This is a genomic window from Enterococcus sp. CR-Ec1, assembly GCF_002850555.1.
GTDB lineage: Bacteria > Bacillota > Bacilli > Lactobacillales > Enterococcaceae > Enterococcus_D > Enterococcus_D entomosocium.
In genome coordinates, this window is record NZ_CP025223.1 from 872,394 (window position 1) to 899,058 (window position 26,665).

24 protein-coding genes are annotated in these 26,665 nt (G+C 41.9%); 19 read left to right on the top strand and 5 right to left on the bottom strand.

Annotated elements, in window-relative coordinates:
* The first annotated feature begins 33 nt into the window (after positions 1 to 33).
* The 4 genes from CXM95_RS04090 to CXM95_RS04105 all read left to right on the top strand — a co-directional run bounded on the left by CXM95_RS04090 (position 34) and on the right by CXM95_RS04105 (position 4,524).
* Positions 34 to 840: an MBL fold metallo-hydrolase gene (locus CXM95_RS04090; RefSeq protein WP_005237390.1), complete on the top strand. Its 807-nt coding sequence runs from the start codon at positions 34 to 36 to the stop codon at positions 838 to 840.
* Positions 841 to 882: 42 nt separating this feature from the next.
* The gene (locus CXM95_RS04095; protein WP_008377233.1) at positions 883 to 1,620 is read left to right on the top strand and encodes a MurR/RpiR family transcriptional regulator; all 738 of its coding nucleotides are present in this window, start codon (positions 883 to 885) and stop codon (positions 1,618 to 1,620) included.
* A gap of 155 nt (positions 1,621 to 1,775) precedes the next feature.
* Positions 1,776 to 3,068: a PTS sugar transporter subunit IIC gene (locus tag CXM95_RS04100; protein ID WP_005237388.1), complete on the top strand. Its 1,293-nt coding sequence runs from the start codon at positions 1,776 to 1,778 to the stop codon at positions 3,066 to 3,068.
* Between the two features lie 25 nt (positions 3,069 to 3,093).
* On the top strand, positions 3,094 to 4,524 hold the full coding sequence (locus CXM95_RS04105) for a 6-phospho-beta-glucosidase (protein WP_086299172.1): 1,431 nt from the start codon (positions 3,094 to 3,096) through the stop codon (positions 4,522 to 4,524).
* A gap of 44 nt (positions 4,525 to 4,568) precedes the next feature.
* On the opposite strand, the gene CXM95_RS04110 is transcribed toward CXM95_RS04105, so the two are convergent.
* Complete coding sequence (locus CXM95_RS04110; RefSeq protein WP_008377239.1) at positions 4,569 to 5,213, bottom strand: CPBP family intramembrane glutamic endopeptidase; 645 nt, start codon at positions 5,211 to 5,213, stop codon at positions 4,569 to 4,571.
* A 217-nt stretch (positions 5,214 to 5,430) separates the two neighbouring features.
* Between CXM95_RS04110 and groES the strand changes: the two genes are divergently transcribed.
* The 5 genes from groES to CXM95_RS04140 all read left to right on the top strand — a co-directional run bounded on the left by groES (position 5,431) and on the right by CXM95_RS04140 (position 10,851).
* A complete protein-coding gene (groES, locus tag CXM95_RS04115) occupies positions 5,431 to 5,715 on the top strand; it encodes a co-chaperone GroES (protein WP_005225291.1) in 285 nt (94 codons plus the stop codon).
* Positions 5,716 to 5,747: 32 nt separating this feature from the next.
* On the top strand, positions 5,748 to 7,376 hold the full coding sequence (gene groL, locus CXM95_RS04120; RefSeq protein WP_005237384.1) for a chaperonin GroEL: 1,629 nt from the start codon (positions 5,748 to 5,750) through the stop codon (positions 7,374 to 7,376).
* Positions 7,377 to 8,181: 805 nt separating this feature from the next.
* The gene (locus tag CXM95_RS04130; RefSeq protein WP_005225303.1) at positions 8,182 to 8,928 is read left to right on the top strand and encodes a YcjF family protein; all 747 of its coding nucleotides are present in this window, start codon (positions 8,182 to 8,184) and stop codon (positions 8,926 to 8,928) included.
* 97 nt (positions 8,929 to 9,025) lie between these two features.
* On the top strand, positions 9,026 to 9,532 hold the full coding sequence (locus CXM95_RS04135; RefSeq protein WP_005237370.1) for a hypothetical protein: 507 nt from the start codon (positions 9,026 to 9,028) through the stop codon (positions 9,530 to 9,532).
* Entirely contained in the window at positions 9,532 to 10,851 is a 1,320-nt protein-coding gene (locus tag CXM95_RS04140; RefSeq protein WP_005237369.1) for a glycosyltransferase family 2 protein, read from the top strand. The genes CXM95_RS04135 and CXM95_RS04140 overlap by 1 nt, the downstream gene beginning before the upstream one ends.
* Before the next feature lie 64 nt (positions 10,852 to 10,915).
* Here CXM95_RS04140 and CXM95_RS04145 read toward each other — a convergent pair whose 3' ends face one another.
* A complete protein-coding gene (locus CXM95_RS04145; protein WP_034868333.1) occupies positions 10,916 to 11,614 on the bottom strand; it encodes a GntR family transcriptional regulator in 699 nt (232 codons plus the stop codon).
* Between the two features lie 199 nt (positions 11,615 to 11,813).
* Here CXM95_RS04145 and CXM95_RS04150 point away from each other — a divergent pair, with 199 nt between their 5' ends.
* From CXM95_RS04150 to CXM95_RS04165, 4 genes are all read left to right on the top strand, one after another.
* On the top strand, positions 11,814 to 13,193 hold the full coding sequence (locus CXM95_RS04150) for a glycoside hydrolase family 1 protein (RefSeq protein WP_101698861.1): 1,380 nt from the start codon (positions 11,814 to 11,816) through the stop codon (positions 13,191 to 13,193).
* Between the two features lie 12 nt (positions 13,194 to 13,205).
* The gene (locus CXM95_RS04155; RefSeq protein WP_086299174.1) at positions 13,206 to 14,519 is read left to right on the top strand and encodes a PTS sugar transporter subunit IIC; all 1,314 of its coding nucleotides are present in this window, start codon (positions 13,206 to 13,208) and stop codon (positions 14,517 to 14,519) included.
* Between the two features lie 146 nt (positions 14,520 to 14,665).
* On the top strand, positions 14,666 to 14,965 hold the full coding sequence (locus tag CXM95_RS04160; RefSeq protein ID WP_005237365.1) for a MazG-like family protein: 300 nt from the start codon (positions 14,666 to 14,668) through the stop codon (positions 14,963 to 14,965).
* A gap of 71 nt (positions 14,966 to 15,036) precedes the next feature.
* Positions 15,037 to 15,495 (top strand): GNAT family N-acetyltransferase, encoded by a 459-nt coding sequence (locus CXM95_RS04165; RefSeq protein ID WP_008377253.1) that lies wholly within the window; start codon positions 15,037 to 15,039, stop codon positions 15,493 to 15,495.
* Positions 15,496 to 15,840: 345 nt separating this feature from the next.
* On the opposite strand, the gene CXM95_RS18810 is transcribed toward CXM95_RS04165, so the two are convergent.
* Positions 15,841 to 15,981, bottom strand: a complete 141-nt coding sequence (locus CXM95_RS18810; protein WP_005237363.1) for a hypothetical protein — start codon at positions 15,979 to 15,981, stop codon at positions 15,841 to 15,843.
* A 613-nt stretch (positions 15,982 to 16,594) separates the two neighbouring features.
* On the opposite strand from CXM95_RS18810, the gene CXM95_RS04170 reads away from it, so the two are divergent.
* Together CXM95_RS04170 and CXM95_RS04175 are read left to right on the top strand one after the other, a co-directional pair.
* Complete coding sequence (locus tag CXM95_RS04170) at positions 16,595 to 18,238, top strand: C40 family peptidase (protein ID WP_101698862.1); 1,644 nt, start codon at positions 16,595 to 16,597, stop codon at positions 18,236 to 18,238.
* A 244-nt stretch (positions 18,239 to 18,482) separates the two neighbouring features.
* Positions 18,483 to 20,255 (top strand): oleate hydratase, encoded by a 1,773-nt coding sequence (locus tag CXM95_RS04175; RefSeq protein WP_086299175.1) that lies wholly within the window; start codon positions 18,483 to 18,485, stop codon positions 20,253 to 20,255.
* A gap of 87 nt (positions 20,256 to 20,342) precedes the next feature.
* On the opposite strand, the gene CXM95_RS04180 is transcribed toward CXM95_RS04175, so the two are convergent.
* A complete protein-coding gene (locus CXM95_RS04180) occupies positions 20,343 to 21,131 on the bottom strand; it encodes a MerR family transcriptional regulator (protein ID WP_086299176.1) in 789 nt (262 codons plus the stop codon).
* Between the two features lie 73 nt (positions 21,132 to 21,204).
* Between CXM95_RS04180 and CXM95_RS04185 the strand changes: the two genes are divergently transcribed.
* The 4 genes from CXM95_RS04185 to CXM95_RS04200 all read left to right on the top strand — a co-directional run bounded on the left by CXM95_RS04185 (position 21,205) and on the right by CXM95_RS04200 (position 25,774).
* Positions 21,205 to 21,828 carry a GNAT family N-acetyltransferase gene (locus tag CXM95_RS04185; protein ID WP_086299177.1) on the top strand — a complete coding sequence of 208 codons (624 nt, stop codon included), beginning with the start codon at positions 21,205 to 21,207 and terminating at the stop codon, positions 21,826 to 21,828.
* A gap of 157 nt (positions 21,829 to 21,985) precedes the next feature.
* On the top strand, positions 21,986 to 22,825 hold the full coding sequence (locus tag CXM95_RS04190; protein WP_158297424.1) for a Cof-type HAD-IIB family hydrolase: 840 nt from the start codon (positions 21,986 to 21,988) through the stop codon (positions 22,823 to 22,825).
* A gap of 108 nt (positions 22,826 to 22,933) precedes the next feature.
* Positions 22,934 to 23,881: a hypothetical protein gene (locus tag CXM95_RS04195; protein ID WP_101698863.1), complete on the top strand. Its 948-nt coding sequence runs from the start codon at positions 22,934 to 22,936 to the stop codon at positions 23,879 to 23,881.
* Positions 23,882 to 24,109: 228 nt separating this feature from the next.
* Complete coding sequence (locus tag CXM95_RS04200; RefSeq protein ID WP_005237349.1) at positions 24,110 to 25,774, top strand: peptide ABC transporter substrate-binding protein; 1,665 nt, start codon at positions 24,110 to 24,112, stop codon at positions 25,772 to 25,774.
* Between the two features lie 193 nt (positions 25,775 to 25,967).
* On the opposite strand, the gene CXM95_RS04205 is transcribed toward CXM95_RS04200, so the two are convergent.
* Positions 25,968 to 26,549 carry a polymer-forming cytoskeletal protein gene (locus tag CXM95_RS04205; RefSeq protein ID WP_005237347.1) on the bottom strand — a complete coding sequence of 194 codons (582 nt, stop codon included), beginning with the start codon at positions 26,547 to 26,549 and terminating at the stop codon, positions 25,968 to 25,970.
* Positions 26,550 to 26,665: the final 116 nt, after the last annotated feature.

A 26,665-nucleotide genomic window follows, 5' to 3' on the forward strand; every position in this document is an offset into this window, starting at 1 on the left:
GTTGAAACAACCAGAGAGGAAGTCACGTAAACCATGATGAAGGAAAATGCCTTTCAAGTAAGTATTCTAGCCAGCGGAAGCTCAGGGAATTCGCTCTATATCGAAAGCAATAAAAAGCGGATCTTAGTGGATGCCGGTTTGAGCGGCAAGAAGATCACTTCATTATTGGATGAAGTAGGGCGCAAACCAGAAGACTTGGACGCCATTCTTGTGACCCACGAACATCGGGACCACATCCACGGTGTTGGAGTACTGGCACGAAAATACAAACTTGATGTCTATGCGAATACAAAAACATGGCAAGCGATGGATCCAATGATCGGTAACGTCGCTGTCGAACAAAAACATATCTTTGAAATGGGAAAAGTGCTGACCTTGGGTGACTTGGACATTGAAAGCTTTGGCGTCTCTCACGATGCTGCAGCGCCGCAATTTTATCGTTTCCATAAAGACGGCAAATCATTCGTGATGTTGACGGATACCGGTTATTGCAGCGATCATGTGCGAGGCATTATCAAAGGCGCCGATGCGTACCTTGTGGAAAGCAACCATGACCTAGAAATGTTGCGAATGGGTCCTTATCCATGGAGTCTCAAGCAGCGGATTCTTGGAGATCGCGGTCACTTATCGAATGAAGATGGCGCACTTGTCATGACGGATATCTTGACCGACAACACCAAACGGGTCTATCTTGGTCATTTAAGTAAAGAAAACAACCTGAAAGAGTTGGCGCACTTAACGATGGTCAACACCATGAAAGAACATGATCTAGGTGTTGGAGAAACGTTTGAAGTCTTTGATACCGATCCTGACAAAGCGACGGAATTATTTGCGATCTAATCGATCATCAGAGCGATGAATTTGTTGGGTGGAGGCAGTGGGATGTTTGATGAAGAAAAAATCAAGACTTTGAACGAGCTTGAAATGGCAGTTTATAAATACATTGTCCAGCATTTTGAAGAGATCGATCAGCTGACGATTCGCGAATTGTCAGCTGCATGCCACGTCTCAACGTCGACGATTTTACGATGTATCACGAAATTGGGCTATCGTGGATATTCAGAGTTAAAGTATGCAATCTGTCAAAAAAAGGAACAAGACGCACGAGCGTTTGATCTTTTCTATGATGCAACGATTCAAGTCAATACATTCTTAAAAAAAGTCAATAATGAAGATTACCGTAAGTTTATCCAACCGGCAGTAGAATTGATTCTTTCCGCACGCCATGTGGCGTTTTCCGGTATCGGCACAAGCGGCATTCTGGGCACCTATGGCAGTCGCTATTTTGCCAACTTAGGCATTAATGCTTATAGCATCGTTGATCCCTTTTTGCCAGTACCGTCTCGTGGAATGGAAAATACGTTAGCGATCATTTTATCGGTGTCGGGTGAAACCATTCAAATGATCAAGCAAACGGAAGACTTCAAACGCTATGGAGCAAAAGTACTCAGCATCACCAATGATGAAAAATCGACGATCGCCCAAATGGCGGACTACAATATATCGTATTATATGCCCGTCGTAAGTGGCGGAAAAGAAGTCGATTTGAACCTGACAACGCAAGTCCCGGTGATTACACTGATCGAACTTTTAGCCCATCAAGTCTACAAGCAAATCTAAGCGATCGTAAAAAAACAGCTTCGGCTGTTTTTTTTGTTGGAACATGTTTCATAACTTAGAAAAGCTATAGGCAAGGGGAATATTATCCATTAAGATTTATTTGTAAGCGAATTCACTGGCCGGTGGATGGAATTTTATTTTAGGAGTGATGTGAGATGAACGAATGGATCAATGAGAAATTATTACCCCCAATATTAAAATTTGTTAATACGAAAGCAATCACTGCATTAAGAAACGGTATGCTTTATACGATGCCCTTTTCAATCGTAGGATCGATTTTCCTGCTATTAGCAAACTTTCCCGTCCAGTCGATTGCGGATTGGGTAACGAATAGTGGCTTAGGTGAATACTTCAACCAAGCCTATGGCGCCTCTTTTGCAATTATGGCTTTTTTCGCCGTAATGGGTATCGCCTATTCGTATGTAAAAGCAGAAGGTTACGAAGGACTCCCAGCAGGAATGATTGGTTTAGTTATTTTCTTATTAACTATGGAGTCAAGTGTAACGGATGCTGAAGCAAATGTGACCATCGCAAATGTCATTGATAAAACATGGACTGGTGGACAAGGCATGATCAGTGCCATCTTAGTAGGGCTTTTTGTGGGTTGGGGCTATACTTGGTTCTTAAAACGCGACATCCGGATCAAACTGCCAGAACAAGTACCCACCAATGTTGCAAACTCATTTACAGCGTTGATTCCGGCAGCTGTTTTGACGACCATCGCATTAGGCATTTATGTTTTCTTTGATAAAGTCTTTCAGACAACCGTGGTCGAATGGATCTACACCGTGATTCAAAGTCCAATGCAAGGTGTGACGGATTCTCTTGGCGGTGCAATGATGCTAGGCTTCTTAGTACCATTCTTGTGGTTCTTCGGGGTTCATGGTTCGACGATCGTGGGCGGCATCATGGGGCCGATTTTACAAGCCAATTCATTAGCAAATACGGCTATTCTTGAATCTGGTAAAGCATTGACATTGGAAAATGGGGGACACATCGTGACCCAACAGTTTTTAGATCAATTTATGACGGTAACTGGTGCAGGAATGACAATTGGCATCGTGCTATACATGGTTGCTTTTGCCCGTTCAGCGCAGTTCAAACAATTAGGACGTCTCTCCCTGATCCCAGCATTCTTTAATATCAATGAACCAATTATTTTTGCGACACCGATCGTCATGAACCCAATCATGGTCTTACCATTTATTTTGACACCGATGGTTTCAGGCGTGATCACGTATTTTGCACTTTATACCGGTATCGTACCGTTATTTACTGCTGTGCAAGTTCCGTGGACGACCCCGCCGATCATTTCAGGATTTCTAGTAGGGGGCATCCGGACCGCTATTTTACAATTTGTTGTTTTAGCAATCGGCTTCTTTATTTACTATCCTTTCATTCGTAAGGTCGATAGTTTGAACTATAAACAAGAAACAGAGATCGTTTAATACCAAGGAAGCAGGTTGAACAGAAATGAATAAACTTAGAAACGATTTTTTATGGGGTGGCGCAGTCGCTGCTCACCAATTGGAAGGCGGCTATCGTGCGGGTGGAAAAGGCGTGAGTGTCGCTGATGTCATGACTGTAGGAGGCAACGGAATTTCTCGCCGAATCACGGAAGGTATCCAACCGGGCGAAAGCTATCCCAATCATGAAGCGATCGATTTTTATCATCGGTATCCTGAAGACATCAAGCTTTTTGCCGAATTAGGGTTGAAGTGCTTCCGAACATCGATTGCCTGGACCCGTATTTTTCCAAAAGGTGATGAACGCGAGCCAAATGAGGAAGGCTTGGCCTTTTATGATCAATTATTCGATGAGTGTTTACGCTATGGCATTGAGCCGGTTATTACCCTTTCTCACTTTGAAATGCCCTATCATTTAGTTACCGAATACGGAGGTTGGCGTAACCGTAAGTTGATCGATTTGTTTGTCCGCTTTGCAGAAGTTTGTTTTACGCGCTATCAAAAGAAAGTGAAGTATTGGATGACTTTCAATGAAATCAACAATCAAGCAAACTACAAAGAAGATTTTGCGCCGTTTACCAATTCCGGTCTGTTCTTTACCGAAGGAGAAGACCGAGAAAAAATCATGTACCAAGCAGCCCATTACGAACTCGTTGCTAGTGCGAAAGTGGTGGCGCTAGGGCATGCAATCAATCCTGCGTTTCAAATCGGATCGATGATCGCGATGTGTCCAATCTATCCGTATTCTTGCAATCCCAAAGACATGATGGCAGCCACGGTGGCCATGCAGCGCCGCTATTGGTTTTCAGATGTGCATGCCCGTGGACACTATCCGAGATATATGCGCAGCTATTTTGAGAGAAAACAATTTGATTTAGATATCACCCCTGAAGATGAAGCAATTTTGGCAAAAGGTTGTGTTGACTACATCGGCTTTAGTTACTATATGTCTTTTGCGATCAAAGGTAAGGAAAATGATCCAACCTATGACTATGATGAGAGCCAAGATCTGGTGGATAATCCCTATGTTGATGCTTCCGAATGGGGCTGGCAGATTGATCCCGAGGGCTTACGCTATGCCATGAATTGGTTCAACGAACGCTACGAATTGCCGCTCTTCATTGTAGAAAATGGCTTTGGTGCCGTAGATACAGTGGAAGAGGATGGGCAGATCCATGATGACTACCGTATTGATTACCTGAAAGCCCATATCGAAATGATGAAAGAAGCAGTAGCTTATGATGGCGTCGACTTATTGGGTTATACACCGTGGGGCATCATTGACTTGGTTTCTGCTGGTACAGGGGAAATGAAGAAACGCTACGGTGTGATCTATGTGGACAAAGACAATGAAGGAAATGGGACCCTTGATCGTCGGAAGAAAGATTCATTTGCATGGTATCAGCAAGTGATTGCGTCCAATGGCATGAAGGTATAAAGAAAAAAAACGTTACGCAAAATTTCTGCGTAGCGTTTTTTTCTTTAGGGCATTTGGATATAGCCGTAATGAAGCAACAACTGAATAATAATAACTAAAGTGTTCATTCCCACATGGGTAATCATGGAAGTCCAAATGCTGCCGGTCAAGGCATAAAGCCCAGAAAAGAACAGTCCTAAGAAAATATAGACTAAGAGATGATTGTCATTATGGGCAAAGGCAAAGGCTACAGCGCTGACCACTACACCGACCCAAACATTGCTGTATTTCCCAATGATGCCAACTAAGGCTCTGCGGAAGACAAATTCTTCCATAATTGGTCCACCAACCATTGCCGCGAGGGCGAACAGTGGGTTTTGCAGCACAATAGCAATGATATTTTCGGTATTTTGCGAAGCACTGACTTCACCGAAAAGCGATTCGATAAAAATGGCTAGATTTTGCAACAAGATCGCTGCAATAATACCTGTCAGTCCATAAATAAGAATCGATGAAATTTTTGATCTTTTGTGTTCAAACGATAACGGTTCCGTTTGTTTGAAATACAAGAAAAACATGATCGCAGCACCAACTAAATAACCAATCGTTGTTGCGGCCACTTGATGTCCGCTAGGGATGAAGGCGATCGGTAGAAAAAAGACGATGCCGTAAGTAAGAATCGTGGACAAAGAATATTTTGATAAAGACATAGTTGTTTCCTCACACTCCTTTGCTTCATTATAGACTAGGTTGCTTCTAGAAACAAAAAATCCTACTATTTTTATCAATCAAATAGAAATGCAAAAAAAATTTAGCAAAAGGCTTGCAAAAATTTGGGAAAATGAGTAATATTGAAACTGTAAGTTAGCACTCGATACAAGAGAGTGCTAATACTAAATTCTATAACATTCATTGGAGGGATTTATCGTGTTAAGACCATTAGGTGATCGTGTGATTATCGAAGTCGCAAAAGAAGAAGAAAAAACTGTAGGCGGAATCGTGCTTGCATCAGCAGCAAAAGAAAAACCACAAACGGGTACCGTTATTGCAGTCGGCGAAGGACGCACGCTCGAAAACGGTGAAAAAGCTCCTGTTGCTGTCAACGTTGGCGAACAAGTAATGTTTGAAAAATACGCTGGCACAGAAGTGAAATATGAAGGAACAGAATATTTGATCGTTGCTGCAAAAGATATCATTGCAGTAGTAGAATAAGAAAAATAAAAAATACTTGAGGTGATGAAATCATGGCAAAAGAAATCAAATTTGCAGAAGACGCACGCGCAGCAATGCTTCGTGGGGTAGATAAATTAGCAGATACAGTAAAAGTAACCTTAGGTCCTAAAGGTCGTAACGTGGTTTTAGAAAAATCTTACGGTTCACCATTGATTACAAATGACGGTGTAACGATCGCTAAAGAAATCGAATTAGAAGATCATTTTGAAAACATGGGCGCAAAACTTGTTTCTGAAGTCGCTTCAAAAACAAACGATATCGCTGGTGACGGAACAACGACTGCTACGTTATTGACACAAGCAATCGTTCGTGAAGGATTGAAAAATGTCACCGCTGGTGCGAACCCATTAGGTATTCGTCGTGGGATCGAAATGGCAACAAAAGTGGCTGTAGAAGAGCTACACAACATTTCATCAATCGTTGATTCAAAAGAAGCAATCGCACAAGTTGGTGCTGTTTCTTCTGGTAGTGAAAAAGTTGGTCAATATATCGCTGATGCAATGGAAAAAGTCGGCAATGACGGTGTTATCACTATTGAAGAATCAAAAGGGATCGAAACAGAATTAGATGTTGTGGAAGGAATGCAATTTGATCGTGGGTACTTATCACAATACATGGTAACTGACAACGATAAAATGGAAGCAGCGTTAGAAAATCCATACATCTTGATCACTGACAAAAAAATCTCTAACATCCAAGATATCTTGCCATTGTTAGAACAAATCTTACAACAATCAAAACCATTATTGATCATCGCTGATGACGTTGATGGCGAAGCATTACCAACACTTGTCTTGAACAAAATCCGTGGAACATTCAACGTTGTCGCAGTGAAAGCACCAGGATTTGGTGACCGTCGTAAAGCAATGCTAGAAGACATTGCGATCTTAACTGGTGGTACAGTGATCACTGAAGACTTAGGTCTTGAGTTGAAAGATGCAACCATCGATAACTTAGGTCAAGCAAGCAAAGTGGTTGTGGATAAAGACAACACAACGATCGTTGAAGGTGCTGGTGAAAAAGAAGCAATTGACGCACGCGTTCAATTGATCAAAAACCAAATCGCTGATACAACTTCTGACTTTGACCGTGAAAAACTACAAGAACGCTTAGCAAAACTTGCTGGTGGAGTTGCAGTGATCAAAGTTGGGGCACCAACTGAAACTGAATTGAAAGAGTTGAAATTACGTATTGAAGATGCATTGAACGCAACACGTGCCGCTGTTGAAGAAGGCATGGTCTCTGGTGGTGGAACTGCCTTAGTCAATGTCATCAACAAAGTTGCAGAAATCGAAACAGATGGCGATGCAGCAACAGGTGTCAAAATCGTTTTACGTGCATTAGAAGAACCCGTTCGTCAAATTGCTGAAAATGCAGGCTACGAAGGTTCAGTCATCATCGACAAATTGAAAAACGCTGACTTAGGTGTTGGTTTCAATGCAGCAACTGGCGAATGGGTAAACATGCTAGAAGCTGGGATCGTTGACCCAACAAAAGTAACGCGTTCTGCATTACAAAACGCAGCTTCTGTTGCCGCATTATTGTTAACAACTGAAGCAGTCGTTGCCGACAAACCAGAACCAGCAGCGCCAGCAGCTCCTGCAATGGACCCATCAATGGGTATGGGCGGCATGATGTAAGCAAGCCTTGAGAACTCCTCTTTTGAGGGGTTCTTTTTTTGTACGATCAAAAAATACTTTAACACAGTAAAAGACAAAAAACCTCTCTTCTTAGTATTCTAAGCACCAAAGAATTGGTTCATTGCTTGAATAAAAGGAGAAAGGACTGGTAGATATGAGCTATCTATTTGTCTTGTAAAGGCAGCGTGTTTTCTAAGGAACCGTGAATTACAACCGTTCCCAAAATCCCTGGGCAAACCCAGTAATAAATTCATAAAGAGCCGGTAGGAGCACAGAAACACATAAGACGAGAAAGACCATTTTCTGAACAGCGGTTAATTGCTTGAGGAAATGGTTTTTTGTGAACAATAAATACGCGATACAGATAACGGCAAGTAGCTGCAATAAATCAAATAAAATGGACAAGAAAATCACCTTTTCTAATTAGATTATATGGATGTTAGAATGATGGATTGTCTTAGCATAGAGCAAAGGGTTGAATGATATTGTTCTGAGAAAACGTGAAGATCAACGTTTATAAAGAAACGGTATTTCGACCCCAAAGAATGCGAAGATACCGCTTAAAAGAAAGTAAGTCAATAAGCCTAAATAAAAAAGGACTTTCCAATTCAATTTCTTTTTCATTTGATCCACTCCTTTTGTGTATCATAGCATAAAAAAACGATAATATAAATAAATAATCTAAAGATGCAAATTTGCATTTTTCATCAAGTGTAAGCTCTCTCAAGCTACATTTTCGCTATCTTGAAAAACCTGAGCTAAAATAGAAAGAGGAACAAAATCATGGCTCACTTTGATTTTTTAAATGAACAACGAGTCGAAAGAAGGAGACATTTCTTTGAAAAAACCATGGATAAAACGCAAAAAGAAGCAAAACGAAAATGAATTATTAACGGAACAGTCCGTTCAAGTCGAGCAAAGTCAAACGAGAGAAGAGCTGCAAGAAGAAGCGGAGTTTACTTCTTTTTTTGCGGATGTCATGAAGCGAATGCCGAAAAAATCGGCTGCCCTTGTGATGAAAGGCTATGACGGATCAAAAGCCCAGGCGGAAAAAGTGTTAGCGAAAAGCAAGGATCAATTTGATCAGGTGTTTGAGGAGTTTTTGGTTGGCGTAGATGATGAAACGCGGAAAAAAGCCCACCGCACGATCCATGCGGCTTCTTTGACGGCGGCGATCATCGGCTGTTCACCGATTCCTTTTTCAGATGCAGTGTTACTTGTGCCGGTTCAAATGACGATGATGGCACGTTTGTATCGCATTTTTGGGCGAACGTGGCGTGAAGGGTTAGCGAAGAGTATCTCGAAAGAGTTAGTGGTGGTGAGTTTTGGACGCAGTGCCGTTGGCAATATCTTGAAATTTGTCCCAGCAGTAGGCACCGTTGCTGGAGCTGCGATCAATGCCAGTGTGGCTAGTGGTATCACCGAAGCATTAGGCTGGGTGACTGTCAAGATGCTGAATGATGGGGAAGATGTGTTTGAGCAAGTGATGTCCTTTAAAGGCCAATTTCACACGCTGTTCAATGCGTTGAAAGTTGGCAAGAAATCCAAGTAGGTCAAAAAGAAGAACGAAGCAGGTCCATCAAAAGACGACTTGCTTTTGTTGCTTCTTTTTCTTCACAGCAAAAAATACTTTTTAAGGAGTGAGTAAAATGAAACAACGAGTGACACGGGAAGAAGTCAAAGAACGGTTGGTCACCGATGCGTATTTTCAAAAAGGTCGTTCTGCTTTGAAGACCCGCCAAACGATTTTGACGATTCTTGCTTGGCTGATGGTCTTGGTTCCGTTTGTCTGGCTGGCCATCCCGCTGACTTTACCGAATCTAGCGGATCGGATCGCCTTTCGGACATATCTGGAAGAAGCAGTGACTTTTGATTTTTTGGCGTTGTTCCTAGGAATTTCTTTTTTGGTCTTGGTTCTGACATTTACTTTGTTGACCTTGAGGAACAACCGGCGTTTCAAAAGATTGTTGCAAAAGCAATCGATGCATGACGAAGTTGCCTTAGAAAAACGCAAAGAAGTATTAGAAGCTTTTTACGAAGAACGCTTCGGAACGAAAGAAGAGCGTCACGCTGCCAAGTACTATGCCGTTACTCCTGAGCAAAACATTGGAGAAACGGAGATCCAAGAACTTTTCCGTAGAAATGGGGTGGGCTGATGGTTGTCAATTTTGATACTGGGTTCCCGTGGTTGGATACATTTTTAACGGTTGTTTTAATGATTCTGTTCACGTATCCCATTTTAGGCGGCTTTGCTTGGTTCATCGGGGTGATCTGCAATCGTTTTTTGTTCCGCTATCGTCAGTTAGAGTGGATACCGATCCCCGAAGAAATCGAGCCGATGATCACCATTATGGTACCGGCTCACAATGAAGAAGTCGTAATTGAAGACACGATTCATTATTTAATGAACAATCTAAACTACAGCAACTATGAGGTGTTGGTGACGGATGATGGCTCAACGGATCAAACTCCTGTGATACTAGATCGATTGATGGAACAGTACCCGAATCTAAGGGTTTTGCGTATCGAAAAAAACCAAGGGAAAGCCCATGCCTTTAATATTGGTGTAGGGTTTGCTAAAGGGGAATTGATTTTGAGCAACGACGCAGATACGGTCCCTGAACCTGATGCATTGTGGAAATATGTCAATTATTTCATCCGCCAAGATTCCATCAATATCTCTGCCATTACGGCGAATATGGACGTTCAAAATCGCACAACGATCGTCGGGAAATCGCAAACCGTTGAATTTTCAAGTATCGTAGGAATTATCAAACGAACCCAGCAAGCCGTTTTCGGCGTCATCTATGCCTATAGCGGTGCCAACACAATGTATCGTAGAGCCGCATTGATGGACGTTGGTCTCTTTCGACAAAATCGTGCCACGGAAGATATCAGTATTGCCTGGGACCACCAATTCCATGGTTGGTTGTCATTGTTTGCGTCACGAGTGATGTTTTTCATGGAGGTGCCAGAAACACTCAAGATGCTCTATCGGCAACGGAAACGTTGGGCGAAAGGCGGAACGGAAGTGTGGTTGACCAATTTTAAAAAAGTTTTCTTACACCCTTTTGAAAATATCGGACGAACCGCCATGTTTGTGGATCAGTCCTTAAGTATTATCTGGTCATTCTTTTTCTGGTTGTCTTCGGCTTTGTTTGTTTTTTATCTGATTTATTATGGGGCAACTGGGAATTACGAGCGGATCTACCATATGTTTACGATGGCCTTTCTCTTTGTTTGTTTTGAGATGATTGCAGGGGTCATGCAGCTATTTACCAGCCTTTTGGCGGATGACAACCGCAGCAAGCTGAAGTATTTCCGCTTTGCCCCTTTTTACATGCTGTTTTACTGGATGATTAATGCCATAACGATCGTCACTACCTTTATTCCAGCCGTCAAAACCATCCTTGGCTACGGTAGCGGCGTTTGGGTCAGTCCCGAGCGAACGGCGAAAAAAAACGAAGAATCTTAACGAGTTCACCTTTCCTAGACAATAAAAACAAGTCTGAGTTTTCTTCAGACTTGTTTTTTTGCCATTAAGGTTCAGAAAGATAGTAAATCTCACGATTTTGGTAAGGATAACGAGTTTGTGAAAATTCGAAGGGCCGTCCGTCGGAGAGACGAGCAACTTGTTCTAATTCTAAGATCGGATCATTGGGATCAACTTCTAAATATTTGATATCATAGGAATCCGCTTTGTCGGCACGGATTTTACGTATGGCGGGGCCTATTTTGAGGTGTAAGGAATCAGTGATATATCGATAGATCGAGTGTTCAAGGATCGCCATATCAATATCGGGAATGGTTTTGATGGGCATGATCGTGTACTCCAATTCAAAGGGTTCGTTATCAACATAGCGCAGTCGTACGATATCATAAACAGGTTCGTTTTCTCGCAAGGACAAGTAATCCATTTCGTTGGCTTCTGGGAAACGAACATTGAAACTAATGATTTTACTTTGCACTTTATGCCGCCCGCCATATCGGTTGACTAGACCGATATACTCATTGATCTGTCCTTGGTAGGTCGCTGAATTGACATAGGTGCCATGACCTCTTTTGGTGGAAATCAGGCCTTCTTGCTTCAGTTGATTTAGCGCTTTTTGGATCGTCATTCGCGAGGTTTGAAATCGTTTGGCTAACGCCGTTTGTTCCGGTAGCTTTGATAAAGCTGGAAAAACACCTTCATAAATATTCGTCCGCAACTGATCAACGATCTCTTTGTATTTTGTCATAGTCATCACTCCTTATGTAAAGTAATTCATGGACTTGAGTTTTGTTTGAAGGGGATAAAAACAAGGTATATCATTAAAGAATCAACTGAAATTCATATGTACAGAAAAAGCTTTACATGTGTTCTCGAAAAATTTACATGCCGATTTCACCTAATTATAATAGGTTTTGTAAGCGAATACAAATGATGGAGGAATCAATATGACGACATTTTATTGGGGAAACAGTGTCAGCAGTATGCAGACAGAAGGTGGATGGAATGAAGGTGGTAAAAGCTTATCCGTTTATGATATACGGGAAGCTTCGGAACAGGCTAGCGATTGGCATGTAGCAAATGATAACTATCATGCGTATACAGAAGATTTTGATTATATGCAAGATTTGGGGATGAACATGTATCGTTTTCAAATTTCTTGGTCAAGGGTCGTTCACGATGGAGATGGTGCCTTTAATGAAGAAGGGATCGCCTATTACGATCGTTTTATTGATGATCTGTTAGCTAGAGGAATCGAACCTATGATTTGTTTGTACCATTTTGATATGCCCCTGCATCTAGCGAAAACCTATAACGGGTTCATCAGTAAAGAAGTGAAGGACGCATTCATTCGCTTTGGAAAAGAAATGGTGGATCGTTTTGCGGATAAAGTCCATTATTGGTTAACCTTTAACGAACAAAATCTTTTCCACCAAGACCATGGTTTTAAGATCAGCGGCTATTTAGAAGGGGAAGAAACAACAGAAGAATTGTATCAAATTTTCCACAATGTCATGGTTTGCCATGCAGAGATCTGTAACTATCTTCATGAAACAACAAATGCGAAGATTGGCGGCATGCTGGCGTATTCTGAAGCGTATCCAGCGACTTGTCGTCCACAAGACATCAAAGCAGCAAGAGAGTTTGATGAATTTGCGAATTTTACTTTATTAGATTGCTATGCGCACGGCAAGTATTCGGCAGCACAAGACCGATACGTGAAAAATCATCAACTCAATATGAATATTTTACCTGGGGAATTAGAAGCGATCGCAGCGCAGAAAAATGATTACATTGCCTTTAGCTATTATGCTTCTTCTACCTTGAACGCTGAAAAAATCCCTGAAGGAACGTCGCCAAATCGGTACATGACTTTTGGAAAACAAGACAATCCGTATATTGAAACGACGGAATGGAATTGGCAAATTGATCCGCTCGGCTTCCGTGATGTCTTAAATAAAGTCTATCAGCGGTACCGGTTGCCAGTGTTTCCGATTGAAAACGGAATTGGTGTCAGAGAGCATTGGAATGGCAACGAACCGATTCAAGATGATTACCGGATTGCCTACCATCAAGAGCATATTCGAGCGATGTTTGCAGCGATGGTGGAAGATGGAGTGGTCTGTCTTGGTTATCTTGGCTGGGGACTGATCGACATTTTGAGCTCTCAAGGTGATATGGAGAAACGATACGGACTTGTGTATGTCAATCGTGGCAATCATGAGTTGCGAGATATGAAACGTGTGCCGAAAAAATCGTATGAATGGTTCAAAGAAGTTATCAAAACGAATGGTAGTACGATCTATACAAACCCATATGCAGAATAGGAGGAACAGAAAATGGCAGCAGAAAAGCGCACGTTTTTAGATAAATTTACAGAGTTTTCGGTCCGTCTCGGCAATCAGGTTCATCTCAAAAGTCTTCGTGATGCGTTTGCGACCTTAATGCCTGCCTTTATTATCGCAGGGATCGCTGTGTTGTTTAATAATGTCTTCTTTCCGTGGTTCTTAGAAGGGGCTGCCTTGGCGCGAATGCAAGTGTTTGGCAATTCCATCACCAATGGAACATTGAATATCGCCGGTTTGCTGATTGCTCCGATGATCGCCTACTTCCTTTGTCGCAACAAAAATAATCCGAGCGCCATCAATGCAACCTTTGTGGCAACGACTTGCTTAGTGGTCATGTTGGCGATGGCTCATGCCGTGATGCCGGAAGGCGCCCAAGCAGAAGTGACCATCAGTGGTGTGATGCTGTTTGATGATGTCGGGACCAAAGGGATGTTTTCTGGAATCATTTGTGGGCTAGTTGCCACGGAATTATTTATTCGGCTATCAGAAAACAAGCACTTAGAAATCAATTTAGGGGATCAAGTTCCTCCTGCTGTCAGCAAATCCTTCAGTACGTTGATCCCTGCTATTTTAGTGATTTCCTTCTTTGCCGTAGTTGCGACCGTGCTAGCAGCATTTGATACCGACCTGATTCAAATCATTTCAACAGTGATCCAAGAACCACTGCGTTTATTGAACACATCGATTTTTGGTTTCTTGATCATCTATTCAACGGGCAACTTTCTGTTTACTTTAGGCATTCACCAAACCGTCATCAATGGCACCTTGTTAGATCCGTTGCTGTTAGTCAATATGAATGAGAACATGCAGGCTGTGCAGGACGGTGCTACGCCACCCAATATTTTAAATTCAGCATTTGTGACGGTTTTCGCACAACTAGGCGGGACTGGATTTACGATCAGTTTGATCATTGCAGTGCTCTTATTCGTCCGCAATTACCAACCTTTTCGGGATGTCGTCAATCTATCCCTAGCTCCGGGTATTTTTAATATTAACGAGCCAATCATCTTTGGTTTACCGATCGTCTTCAATTTACCAATGATCATTCCCTTCGTTGCAAGTCCAATTGTTGCGACGTTGATTGGCTACTTTGCGACCGCAGTAGGATTCATTGAGCCACTTTCAGTCATGGTTCCTTGGACGACACCGCCAATTCTTAGTGCATTATTGGCATCAAAAGGGGATTTCAAAGTTGTTTTGGTTCAGGTGATCATCATCGTCGTCTGTGTAGCAATCTATTTTCCATTTCTAAAAATCGCTCAACGGGTTGCAATCAAATCTGCTGAATTGGAGCGGGCAGAATAAAAAAAGGGAATCCTATATTATAGTGACCTACAAAAGTTAGATCAAAATTCTAACGTTTTGGGGTCACTATTTTTTGAGGTGATTTTTTTACTAAGTTTCTATTTTGAATTTTAATTAAATGGTATACTATCCCAAAAGGAGCGACTATGAAACTATCAGAAATGCAAAAAGCGATTTATCAAAACAAAATCGATCACCAATTCAATGTCACCAATATTGAAAAAGAGTTTTTGGCTTTATATGGTGAAATAGGGGAGGCCTTTGATGCCTATCGGAAGCAACAAGAGGTAGGAGAAGAATTGGCGGATGTGGCGATTTATCTTCTTGGGTTAGCAGAAATCCTTTCCATTGATCTTGAAGCAGAGATTCATAAAAAAATGGCCGTCAACCAAAAGCGCCGTTATATCAGTTATGGCAATGGCTATGCAAAACGAATCGATGATTGATACACGCACAAAAATTAGTGGATTCTTCGAGTATAGGCTCGACCGAAATAGAAAGGGAAGCAGGAGATAGGATGGAAAAGAACGTAAGCATGCGTGAATTAACAACGGCAGATTTAGCAGAAGTCGTGGACCACTATATTGCTGTATTTTCAGCAGAACCATGGAATGACCAATTGACAGTGCCGCAAATCACCGACTATGTATCATCAATGATGGCAATGAATACTTTTATTGGTTATCGACTAACAAACCGAGCATCGAATGAATTGATTGGTCTTTCATTGGGCTTTATCAAGCCCTGGTATCAAGGAAAAGAGTATGTGGTCGACACCTTTTTAATTACAGGCACGCACCAAGGAAAGGGCTTGGGTTCCACTTTCTTAGAAATGATCAAAGAGGATCTGCTCAAGAAAGAGATTCCAACGATCCTGTTAGATACCGAAGAAAGTATGCCCGCAGCGGATTTTTACAAAAAGAATGGCTTTAAACCGTTACCAGATAATGTGAGCTATTATTTATCTCTAGATTAATTCAAGCATGTCAATAACTAAAAAGTCTGCAAAAAAATCGCAGGCTTTTTAGTTATGCACAGTTTCAACAGGTTTATCCACAATATATTGTAGGAACGTGTTTTCGCCTACTAAATATTGTGTTTAAGACCCGTTGGAATAAGAAACTGTCGCTTCTTTTGAGGAAGAGTTTCCCTTTATTGCATTGATGGTAGTCATTCGGTGATTTTCAAGGTGAATTGACAATGGTTGAGATAGAAAGTATCATAGCCTGCTTTTTTTTCGATTACAATAAAGACGAGACTCGCCACCCTTCGGCGAAGCCTCGTCTTTTTACAGATCAACAAAAAAAGAAAACGCAGGATTCTACGCTTTCTTTTTCTGTTCTTCTTTTTTCTTGTCTGTGGTCGGTACGGAATCTAGGGCTTTTTTGAAAATCTCTTCTTTTTTCGTTTTGTAGTTATGTTGTCGTTCAGCATAAACTTTTTCTTTCGTCTTTGTTTTCATACTCGGTCACCTCTTCCTTTTTTTTTAGTATAGCATAATTTCACAAACTTATGCAAATTCTTGGTTTTCTCCTTGGTATTATAAACTTTCGTATGAAATACATTGTGAAAATATTTCTTTCGGTAGAAGTGAGGGACTTCTCTATCAAAAAATTCGTATCCAGTTGGAAGCGATGTAACAGGATTTCATCATAGCGTCGATCACACTGGTAAAAGAAGCATTCTTTTTGAAAAAACTTTTTTCACAGAATCCCGTGTGTAAAAAAGGAATGATAAATGGGTGATTTTAGTATCGATTTTTGAAAAAGGGGATCAGGAAAGAAATGTTATTCAAATAACAGTCTTGATTTTCAAAAAGTGGGTTTGTTTGTAAAAAAAATCCTGTTTTTATTCGCGAATTAAAATAACGTTGAATGAAATAGCATTTTTTTGTTGTTTATAGAAATCTTTGTAAATATAGTGCCAACGGTCAGCGTCAAAGAGAAAGTGATTAAAAAGAATAACGCAGGAAAATAAATGACACGTTTTATTAAACGCAAATTAAAAAAATACAAAACGAAAACAATATCAAAAAATATTAATTTTTGTTAAAATGGGGTACAGGGGGTGTTTTATTGGAATCTCGGAAAATCAAACGGAAGCGTTTAGTGAAACAAAAACGGTCCCTTTTCGTACAAAAAGGATTGGGTATCACAGCAGCGTTAGCATCAACATCAGGTGTCTTTACGTCTCTTGCTCATGCGACCGAAACGACGAACGCTTCGTCATCAACCAACACAACTGCTACTCTTGCCAGATCGTCAGCTGAAACGGCGATCAATCGACAATTTAAAACAACAGCTTCACTGAATGTTCGTTCAAATGCTTCAACAAGTGCCTCTATCGTAAGTGGTGTAGGAGCAAATACAACAATCACTGCGGTGGCTCAAAAGAACGGTACCTCAGTGAATGGCAATACAATATGGTATAAGCTATCAACAGGCGGCTGGATCTCAGGGGCTTATGTGAAGAGCACCTCAGGCTCTTCTTCTGCCAATACAGGCTCGTCCAATTCGTCGTCTTCTTCATCGGAAAAAGCAATTTCGAAATCAGTGAAAACGACTACTGCATTGAACGTCCGTTCAAATGCAACGACAAGTTCTAGTGTCGTACGCGGTTTGAGCAGTAATGCGACAGTACAGGTCGTTGCACAAAAGAGTGGGACATCGGTGAATGGCACGACCACTTGGTACAAATTGTCCACAGGCGGTTGGATCACGGCAGCCTATGTCAAAGATGTTTCCAGTAGCTCCACAGGCAATAGTTCTTCTGGCGGCAATACAAGTGTTTCTGCAGAAACGGCTATCAGCAAGAACGTGAAAACAACAGCGGCATTAAATGTTCGTTCGAGTGCGTCAACAAGCGGCAGTGTCGTTGGCAGCCTAAGCAACAGCACGACGGTGAAGGTCGTTGCCCAGAAAAATGGCACATCCGTTGGCGGCACCAATGTTTGGTACAAAGTATCGACTGGTGGCTGGATCACAGCGGCATATGTGCGTGACGTCACGTCTAGTTCTGGAAATACAAGTAATAACAATAATTCAAACACAGGTTCAAACAATACTGGTTCATCAAACGGCTCAAGCAATGCGAGTGAGCAAGCCATCAATAAGACGTTCCAAACAACCACTGGGATGAATGTGCGCTCAAATGCATCGACTTCTGCAAGTGTGGTCAGCAGTTTGGGCAGTAATGCGACCTTCAAAGCAGTGGCTCAAAAACAAGGCACGTCAGTCAATGGCAATACCACTTGGTATAAGTTATCAACTGGTGGCTGGGTATCTGCAGCATATGTCAAAGAAGTCAGTGCGACGACTCCTGGCAACAATAACAACGCAGGCAATACTAATATTCCGATGAGCGTGAACGGAGCAGCGATCGTTGCAGAAGCTAGAAAACATATCGGCACTCCTTATCAATGGGGAGGCAAAGGACCAGATGTCTTCGACTGTTCTGGGTTTACACGCTACGTCTTCTTAAAAGTGACGGGCAAAAACATCGGTGATTGGACAGTCCCACAAGAAAGCGCAGGGACGATCATTCCTGTCTCGCAAGCACAAGCTGGCGACTTGCTGTTCTGGGGTCAAAAAGGGAATACCTACCATGTAGCGATCGCTACAAGTAATACAAGCTATATCCATGCGCCAAGCACGGGTTATACAGTCACCGAAGCACAATCAGGCTTTTCGACTGCTAGCTTCGCTCTACGCGTGAAATAAATATTTTATTGAAAAGGCAAAGGGTCTGTCCTTTGTTAGAAACGCCCCTAAGAAAGCTGCAATCAGTTTTCTTAGGGGCGCTTTTTGTGCTGGGCGCAGATCTTCTAAAAGGTGGGATTTTGCCCTTGTTTTTTTGACAAAAAGGCCGATTTGTCAAAATCACTTGTTTTTACTAGTACAAATTTTTGTCAAAAAAAATAGTTACTGATACCATAAAAACGTACCAATATTAGGAGGGATCTACATGAGATATACGAACGGAAATTACGAAGCTTTTGCAAGAAGCAGAAAACCGAAAGATGTCGAAAAGAAAGAAGCCTATATTGTTGGTGGTGGATTAGCAGGACTTGCTGCGGCAGTCTTCTTGATCCGTGACGGCCATATGGCGGGTGAGAAAATCCACGTCCTTGAAGAACTTTCTTTATCAGGCGGTTCATTAGACGGAAAATTCATTCCCCATGATGGATTTGTGACCCGCGGCGGTCGAGAAATGGAAAATCATTTTGAGTGTCTGTGGGATCTATTTCGCTCGATTCCGTCTTTGGAGGTGGAAGATGCTTCGGTGTTAGATGAGTTTTACTGGTTGGATCACGATGATCCAAATTCGTCTAACTGTCGGATCATCCACAATCGCGGCCAACGAGCAGCAGATGATGGAGAATTTACCTTGTCTGCTACAGCACAAAAAGAATTGACTCAATTATTTATGACTTCAGAAGATCAATTGATCGGGAAAAAAATCGAAGATGTTTTTGGCGAAGAATTCTTTGAATCCAATTTTTGGCTATACTGGTGTACGATGTTCGCCTTTGAAAAATGGCATTCGGCGATTGAAATGCGTCGCTATGTGTTGCGTTTTGTGCATCATATCGATGGCTTGCCTGATTTTACCGCGTTAAAATTTACCCGTTACAACCAATATGAGTCATTGGTCAAACCACTACTTGCTTATTTGGAAGAACAAGGAGTCGACTTCCAATATGAATGCACAGTCAGCAATATCGATGTTCGGATCGTGGGCGAGGAAAAAGTTGCTCAAAAACTTGTGCTAGAAAAAGCGGGGGCAATCGAAGAAATTCCTTTGTCAGAAGATGACTTGGTCTTTGTTACCAACGGATCGATCACTGAAAGTTCCACGCAAGGGGACCATTATACTCCAGCGCCTATCTCAAAAGCACCTGGTGGTAGCTGGCGTTTATGGAAAAACTTGGCGGCGCAATCGCCTGATTTTGGTCATCCAGAAGTCTTTTATGAAAACTTACCTGAAGAAAGCTGGTTTGTTTCGGCAACTGTCACTTGGCAAAATTTTGATGTTGAACCTTATTTAGAAAAATTGACCCATCGCAAGTTGCGAACAGGCAGAATCGTCACTGGGGGGATCATCACCATCAAAGATTCCAATTGGATGATGAGCTTTGCGACCCATCGCCAACCGCACTTTAAAGAACAAAAAGACCAACAAACGATCACATGGGTGTATGGCTTGTTGTCAAATACGCCAGGAAACTACATCAAAAAACCAATTGAGCAATGTTCTGGACAAGAAATCGTGCAAGAACTGCTTTACCATTTAGGCGTGCCGGAAGCAGAAATCCAACGCATTTCAAAAGAATCAAGTGTGGCAGTTCCGGTTTACATGCCGTTTATCACTTCCTACTTCATGCTGCGTGAGCCAGGGGATCGGCCATTGGTTATTCCAAATGGCTCCAAAAACTTAGCTTTTATCGGTAATTTCGCAGAGACTGAAAGAGACACTGTTTTTACAACAGAGTATTCCGTTCGGACTGCAATGGAGGCTGTTTATCAGCTATTAGATGTGGAACGCGGGGTACCAGAAGTGTTTGCTTCCGCTTATGATCTGCGTACCTTGGCCAAAGCTGTCTATTATCTGACCGATAAGAAAAAAATCACGGAAATGGAGCTACCATTTATCGAACGGAAACTATTGGAAGGCTTCGTTAAGAAAACTGAACATACCTACATTGGCGATCTGTTGAAAGAAAACCATTTGATTTAATTAAAACACAACGACGACGAGGCGAAAGAAACTGCTCGTGGTCGTTGCGTTTTTTCATTTACTTTTTAGTGTTGTTTAGACGAATCCTTATTCCTCAGATAAAATCCGGACTTGGATCTCTGTCAAATAAGCTTGCTCGTTGCTAAGGGTCGTTTCATGGATCGATCGTTCATAGAAGTAGTCATCGATTTGCCATTGGTGCGCTGCAATCAGCTGCTTGAGTTTTTGATAGAACTGCTTCAATCCTTCGTCATCCCCCTGATAAATGGTGGTTAAATAGCAACCTGCCGGTTTCACGAAGGAAGCTCGTTGTGGTTCTTCTTGCCGCACATAAACGTAGTCGATGTCCTGCGTATTGCCTTTGTTCGTCCGAATCATAAAACCGTATTCGTTATTCGAGAAAAGATAAGGCTGTGCCATCAAAAGGTCGTAGGCTTGGGTGATCATCTCTGGGATGCTGCTGCCGTTTAATCTAGGACTAAGGGAGAAATACTCCTCTGGCTGTTCCTTCAAGGTGAAGGGGGAAGTTTTTTCTGCAGCCAGACGCAAGTCCGCTGCTTTTCGTTCGATGATTTTTTGGATGTTGGACAACTGCTGAATTTTTTCATCGATGGTTTGCCGCTTGGCTTCCAATAAGTTTCTCATGGTCTCGGCATCCCCCTGCAACGCTGTTTGAATCTCTTTTAAGGGCATCGATAATTCTTTCAAAGACAGGATCAATCCGAGATCCAAAAGTTGATCAAGGGAATAATACCGGTACCCGTTCTCGTCTTTGCTGTTTGGTTGAAATAGCCCAATCTCGTCATAATAGTGGAGTGTCCGAGGATTGATTCGCGCTAAGCGTGCCATTTCCGATACTTTTAATTTGGTTTTCATGGCGCTCCTCCTTGACTTTACAGTTACTGTAAACTTTATACTAAAGATAGTCAACTACTGGGAGGAAGATAGAATGAATAAACAAGTAACATATCGACCATTTAAACGAGAAGATCTGCCTGCGCTTGTGCAAGTAATTATTGATAGCTGGAACTACGACAAGCAATTTGACCCGAAGACCGCCAAACACTTTGCTCATGTCTTTTTGTGTTATGAACTTGCCCGTGCTACCTATTCACGTGTGGCTCTTTTAAATGGTGAAGCTGTCGGTATCTTATTAGCAGACAGTAAAAGAGGAAAGAAGCTTCATCCAATGCGCTATTGGGGGAAAACGATGTGGCATGCTGGCTGCTTAATGCTTTCTAATCAAGGGAGAAACACGCTGCTGCATTATGCCAAAGAGGTGGCTGAGTTAAATCAAGCGATGTTGAAAGACTTACAAATTCCTTTTCAGACCGAAGTTGGTTTGTTTGCCGTTAGTCCCAAAACACAAGGATTGGGTGTAGGCAAGCAACTCTTTACTTCCTTCTTAGCGATGGTCCAGCATGATAAAACAGCTCCGTTTTTCCTTTATACCGATACCACTTGTAATTACGGTTTTTATGAGCATATGGGCTTGAAGCGGGCAGCTGCTGTGAAACGCTGGATCAAAAAGCCGATCAAGAAGGAAATCGAGTTTTATATCTATACTTCCTAAGAGTGCAGCGATGCACTCTTTTTTTCATTGGCTAGTATGGTAAACTGGAAGCAAAGAAGGACAAGAAAGCTGTTTTCGTTTTATGGAAACGGCGCTTGTTTTGGTCGAAAGCGATGGATCAATTCGCTTTCGTAAAAAGGATGGGGAATGGGAAAGGATGGTTTATTTGGAAAAAAAGCAGATTGGGTTTATTTTAAGTGATATCGATGGGACGATCTTGGATCATAAACATCAAATCGATCCGGTTTTGATTGAAGAAATCAAACGGTTGAAGCAGCAAGCGATTCCTTTTGTTTTGGCTTCCGCTCGCTCCCCGAAAGGAATGCTACCGATAGCTGAAGAATTAGAGATAGAAGACTGGCCCTTGGCTTGCTACAACGGTGCCCTGATTGGACGGTACGATCATACGGGTACGCTTGTACCAATATTTAGTCATGAGGTCAAAAAAGCAGAAGCAAAAACTTTGGTTGCGCGCATCAAAGCTGATTTTCCTGGTGTTTCCATCAATGTCTACTCTGGTGATCAGTGGTATTGCGAAAGAGTGGACCAATGGGCACGAGCAGAAGCGGCGATCACCAAAGAGACTCCTGTAGAAACTTCATTAGAACAACTGTTGGCACAAGAAGCTTTTGAGGTTCATAAGTTTCTTTTGATCGGCACAACGGCAGAAATCCAAGCGCTTCATGCTGCCTGCCAGAACGCTGACTTTTTAGAAAGCGCCTTTTATTTATCCAAAGAGAATTATTTGGAAGTCACTCATCAAGCTGTGGGAAAAGATAAGGCGCTAAATGAATTAGCGGCCTATTTCCAAGTGTCGCTGGCGCAAACCTTAGCGATCGGCGATAATTTTAATGACCTGCCAATGATTGCTTCAGCCGGTATCGGTGTTGCGATGGAGAATGCGCCCGATTTGGTCAAAGCAAAAGCTGATTTTGTGACGGCTAGCAATACAGACCATGGGGTTGCTGATGCATTGCGGCGATTTGTCACAGAATAAATAAAAAAACTAGGTTTTTTGAACAAATTGATTGACTTTCATTTCTACTCTCCTTAAACTTTTAGCTATACCTAAAAAGGTAAGTGTTTGTTGGAAAGAAGGAGAAAAATGAATAAGAAGATCGAGAAGACATTGACCAAATTTGCCGAGCCGTTGGGGCTCTCAGTTGATACTTCCACCGGGGTGATTTATGGAACGTATCATAGTTATAAACTTTTTTTAGTTCAAGAGAATAACAATAGTTATTCTCTTGTGGCTCATTTTTCCCTTAGCAAAGAGGGGGAACTTCCGAACCAAGAAGAAGTCAAAGAAGTTTTAAGTGAGTCAAAAGAGATCACCGACTGTGTGATCCAAGGATATCAAGTTGCCTATACATTACGCGGAGCGATGACTGCAGGGAAAACTGTGGACAAGATCCGTACTGCGTTGGACCAATTGACGAATTTCTTGAAGACGAAAGGTTACCAAAATGCTTGTACCTTCTGCGGAACGATCACTGAGCCGGTTTCGCTGTATGCTATTGGCGGCACTCCCGTCATTGCGTGTGAAGCTTGCTTTAAGAAACAACAAGAAGCGGTCCTTGCACAAGAACGGGAAAAAGGGCAGAAAAAAGAAAATTGGCTAGCTGGAACAGTGGGCGCGTTTCTTGGTTCACTGATTGGTGCCGGCGCAATTATTTTATTAGGACAACTGGGATATGTAGCTGCATTGTCTGGAATCGCAATGGCGATCTGTGCCATCAAAGGGTATGAATTATTAGGTGGAAAACTCAGTACAAAAGGTATTATTAGTAGTATCATCGTCATGATCGTTATGGTCTATGTCGGGAATCGTATCGACTGGTCGATCAGTGTAGCGAATTATTACACGGACGTTGATGTCTTCTACGCTTTCCGTATTTTACCTGATTTGATTCGTGAAGGGTATTTGGAAGCGAGTCAATATTACGGGAACTTAGGTCTGGTCTATCTCTTTACGGCGATTGGGGCTATTCCAACTATTATCGCTGCGGTACGAGAGGGTAAAGTGACGCGTCAAAGCTATAAAATGGAGTAATCCACTTTCCTATCCAAAGATAAAAAAACGCAAAGCGCGATCTCTTTCGCTTTGTGTTTTTTGTTTTTGTGTCATAAATAATAACATGCAGTGTTAACATAAAAAATAAATAATAATAAAATGAGAAAAATAGCTTGCTTTTATAATTAATATTTATTAAAATCTTATTTACATTCAGAGTTTTGTAATAATTCTGAAAATTTTGGATTTTCATAAGGGGTAGGTAAGATGAAGAAAAAATGGGGATATGGTGTCATCGCTGTTTGTGGAATCGTATTAGCAGGTTGCTCAACAGGAGGGACATCAAGTACAGGTGAAAGTTCAAGTGGTAGTGGGACAGCAGCTGCCGAACAAATTTTTAATGTTGTGGTTCAACAAGAAATGCCTAGTGCCGATCTATCCTTAGCCACCGATACGATCAGTTTCAGTGCTTTAAATAATGTGTATGAAGGGTTGTACCGCTTAGATGCTGATAGTAAGCCCGAACCAGCAGGTGCCGCCGAATTAGCGGAAGTCAGTGAAGATGGTCTGACCTATAAATTGAAATTACGTGAAGATGCCAAATGGTCAAATGGAGAACCAGTAACAGCAGCGGATTATGTCTTTGGCTGGCAACGCACCGTAAGTGCGGAAACAGGTTCTGAATATGCGTACTTATTTGCGCCCGTAACCAATGCCGAAGCGATAACAGCAGGTGAAAAAGATGCCTCAGAATTGGGGATCAAAGCAGTCAGCGACTATGAATTAGAAATCACGCTGACGACACCTACGCCATACTTCCAATACTTATTGGCATTTCCATCCTTCTTCCCACAAAGCCAAGCAGTCGTAGAAGACAACGGCGATCAATATGCTTCAACAAGCGACAATGCCGTTTACAATGGACCGTTTGTGTTAGCTGGCTTTGATGGTCCAGGAACCGATACAGAATGGTCATATGAAAAGAACGACCAATATTGGGATAAAGATACGGTGAAACTTGATACGATCAATGTCAGTGTCGTAAAAGAATCATCGACCTCCTTGAATCTATTCCAGGATGGGCAAGCGGACGACGTCATCTTAACAGGAGAATTGGCGCAGCAAATGGCCAATGATGAAGCGTTTGTGTCAGAACCATTAGCCCGTACTTCCTATATCGAGTTGAATCAGCGAGAAGAAGATTCGCCATTTCGCAATGAGGATCTGCGTAAAGCAATCTCTTATGCCATCGATCGTGATGCATTAGTGACATCGATTTTAGGTGATGGTTCATTGGCTTCCACAGGATTGATACCAAAAGGAATGACCTTTAACCCAACTGATAATACTGATTTTGTCGATGAAGCGGAAAGTGTCATTGAATACGATCAAGAAAAAGCCAAAGAACATTGGGAAAAAGCCAAAGAGGCTTTGGGAATCGATTCTTTAAGTTTTGAAATTTTGGCCTCTGACACAGACTCAACCAAAAAAGCCATTGAATATATTCAAAGTGCGATTCAAGATACGCTTGATGGGGTGAAAGTTAGCCTAAGTCCAGTACCTTTCTCCGTTCGCCTTGATCGTTCAAACTCAGGTGATTTTGATGTCGTTATGGGTGGCTGGGGTGCTGACTATGCGGATGCCAGCAGTTTTACAGATCTATTTGTAACCGATAATTCATACAACCGAGGTCGTTGGACAAGCGATGAGTACGATGCAGCAGTGAAATCATCTGCCACGACAAATGCTGGCAATCCAGATGCCCGCTGGCAAGATTTGTTGGATGCAGAGAAAATCATTATGGATCAACAAGGGGTTATCCCTGTGTACCAAAACGTTGAAGCTCATTTACGTGCACCAAAAGTAAAAGGGGTCGTTTCTCACGGTGCCGGTGCGCAATACGATTACAAGTGGGCAGTTATTGAAGAATAAGCGCCTAAAGAAGAAGCTGGTTTTGCGTAAGCAAGCCAGTTTTTTTCTTGTGCTTTGTTCTTACTTACACAATGTTAGTAATGAGAGCGGATGCAATTGTTTATAAAAAAACAAAAAAAAGTTGACAAGGATCAATGATCAACTTGTCAACCTCGTTTTTTCTTCATCTATTTCACAGAAATCCAGTGAAAGATTATTCGCTAACTGTTACGTCGCCTGTTACAGAAGCGCCATCTTCGTCAAGTGTTGCTGAATCTTGGAATTCTTTTGAAGTGAATGTTACGTTACCTTCAACTTTTGCACCGTTCAATACAAAGCCGTTTGCATTCACTTCAACGTCACCTTTGATTACACCGTGAACGATGTTGAAGTTTTCTGAGTTAACGATCAATTTAGGAACAGTTACTGTGTACTCAGCTGTTACGTTGCGGTCTTCATCTTGTGAGTACAATGCAAATTTACGGTAGATATCAGCTGAGTCATCGCCTTTATCATGGAATTCGCCATCAACGGTTACATCGTTATCAAATGTCATGTCAGCAGTTACAGCAACGATCCAGTTACCATCTGCACCCAATGCTTTTTCAATGACTGAAGTTTGGTCACTGATAGAAGCAGTTGAAACAACATCATCTGATGATTCAGTTGATGCAGCAGTTGAAGCTGCTGTTGATGATGAGCTTGCAGCTGTGTCGTTATCTGAACTACATGCAGCTAAAAGAGTGCCTCCCATAAGCAATGATGCAGCGATTAAAGTGATTTTAGTTTTTTTCATGTTTCCTTCTCCTTTGTATTCCCATAGTTTTCTTAAAAACAAAATGATTATACCATACCGAAGTGAAGTTTGTGAAACAAAAAACATAAATGAGGAGAAATTTAATAAATATCAGC

Bases quoted from the DNA above. Each gene is read 5' to 3' on its own strand.
- CXM95_RS04090 (WP_005237390.1), top strand. From the start codon at position 34: ATGATGAAGGAAAATGCCTTTCAAGTAAGTATTCTAGCCAGCGGAAGC.
- CXM95_RS04095 (WP_008377233.1), top strand. From the start codon at position 883: ATGTTTGATGAAGAAAAAATCAAGACTTTGAACGAGCTTGAAATGGCA.
- CXM95_RS04100 (WP_005237388.1), top strand. From the start codon at position 1,776: ATGAACGAATGGATCAATGAGAAATTATTACCCCCAATATTAAAATTT.
- CXM95_RS04105 (WP_086299172.1), top strand. From the start codon at position 3,094: ATGAATAAACTTAGAAACGATTTTTTATGGGGTGGCGCAGTCGCTGCT.
- CXM95_RS04110 (WP_008377239.1), bottom strand. From the start codon at position 5,213: ATGTCTTTATCAAAATATTCTTTGTCCACGATTCTTACTTACGGCATC.
- groL (WP_005237384.1), top strand. From the start codon at position 5,748: ATGGCAAAAGAAATCAAATTTGCAGAAGACGCACGCGCAGCAATGCTT.
- CXM95_RS04130 (WP_005225303.1), top strand. From the start codon at position 8,182: ATGAACAACGAGTCGAAAGAAGGAGACATTTCTTTGAAAAAACCATGG.
- CXM95_RS04135 (WP_005237370.1), top strand. From the start codon at position 9,026: ATGAAACAACGAGTGACACGGGAAGAAGTCAAAGAACGGTTGGTCACC.
- CXM95_RS04140 (WP_005237369.1), top strand. From the start codon at position 9,532: ATGGTTGTCAATTTTGATACTGGGTTCCCGTGGTTGGATACATTTTTA.
- CXM95_RS04145 (WP_034868333.1), bottom strand. From the start codon at position 11,614: ATGACAAAATACAAAGAGATCGTTGATCAGTTGCGGACGAATATTTAT.
- CXM95_RS04150 (WP_101698861.1), top strand. From the start codon at position 11,814: ATGACGACATTTTATTGGGGAAACAGTGTCAGCAGTATGCAGACAGAA.
- CXM95_RS04155 (WP_086299174.1), top strand. From the start codon at position 13,206: ATGGCAGCAGAAAAGCGCACGTTTTTAGATAAATTTACAGAGTTTTCG.
- CXM95_RS04160 (WP_005237365.1), top strand. From the start codon at position 14,666: ATGAAACTATCAGAAATGCAAAAAGCGATTTATCAAAACAAAATCGAT.
- CXM95_RS04165 (WP_008377253.1), top strand. From the start codon at position 15,037: ATGGAAAAGAACGTAAGCATGCGTGAATTAACAACGGCAGATTTAGCA.
- CXM95_RS18810 (WP_005237363.1), bottom strand. From the start codon at position 15,981: ATGAAAACAAAGACGAAAGAAAAAGTTTATGCTGAACGACAACATAAC.
- CXM95_RS04175 (WP_086299175.1), top strand. From the start codon at position 18,483: ATGAGATATACGAACGGAAATTACGAAGCTTTTGCAAGAAGCAGAAAA.
- CXM95_RS04180 (WP_086299176.1), bottom strand. From the start codon at position 21,131: ATGAAAACCAAATTAAAAGTATCGGAAATGGCACGCTTAGCGCGAATC.
- CXM95_RS04185 (WP_086299177.1), top strand. From the start codon at position 21,205: ATGAATAAACAAGTAACATATCGACCATTTAAACGAGAAGATCTGCCT.
- CXM95_RS04190 (WP_158297424.1), top strand. From the start codon at position 21,986: ATGGTTTATTTGGAAAAAAAGCAGATTGGGTTTATTTTAAGTGATATC.
- CXM95_RS04195 (WP_101698863.1), top strand. From the start codon at position 22,934: ATGAATAAGAAGATCGAGAAGACATTGACCAAATTTGCCGAGCCGTTG.
- CXM95_RS04200 (WP_005237349.1), top strand. From the start codon at position 24,110: ATGAAGAAAAAATGGGGATATGGTGTCATCGCTGTTTGTGGAATCGTA.
- CXM95_RS04205 (WP_005237347.1), bottom strand. From the start codon at position 26,549: ATGAAAAAAACTAAAATCACTTTAATCGCTGCATCATTGCTTATGGGA.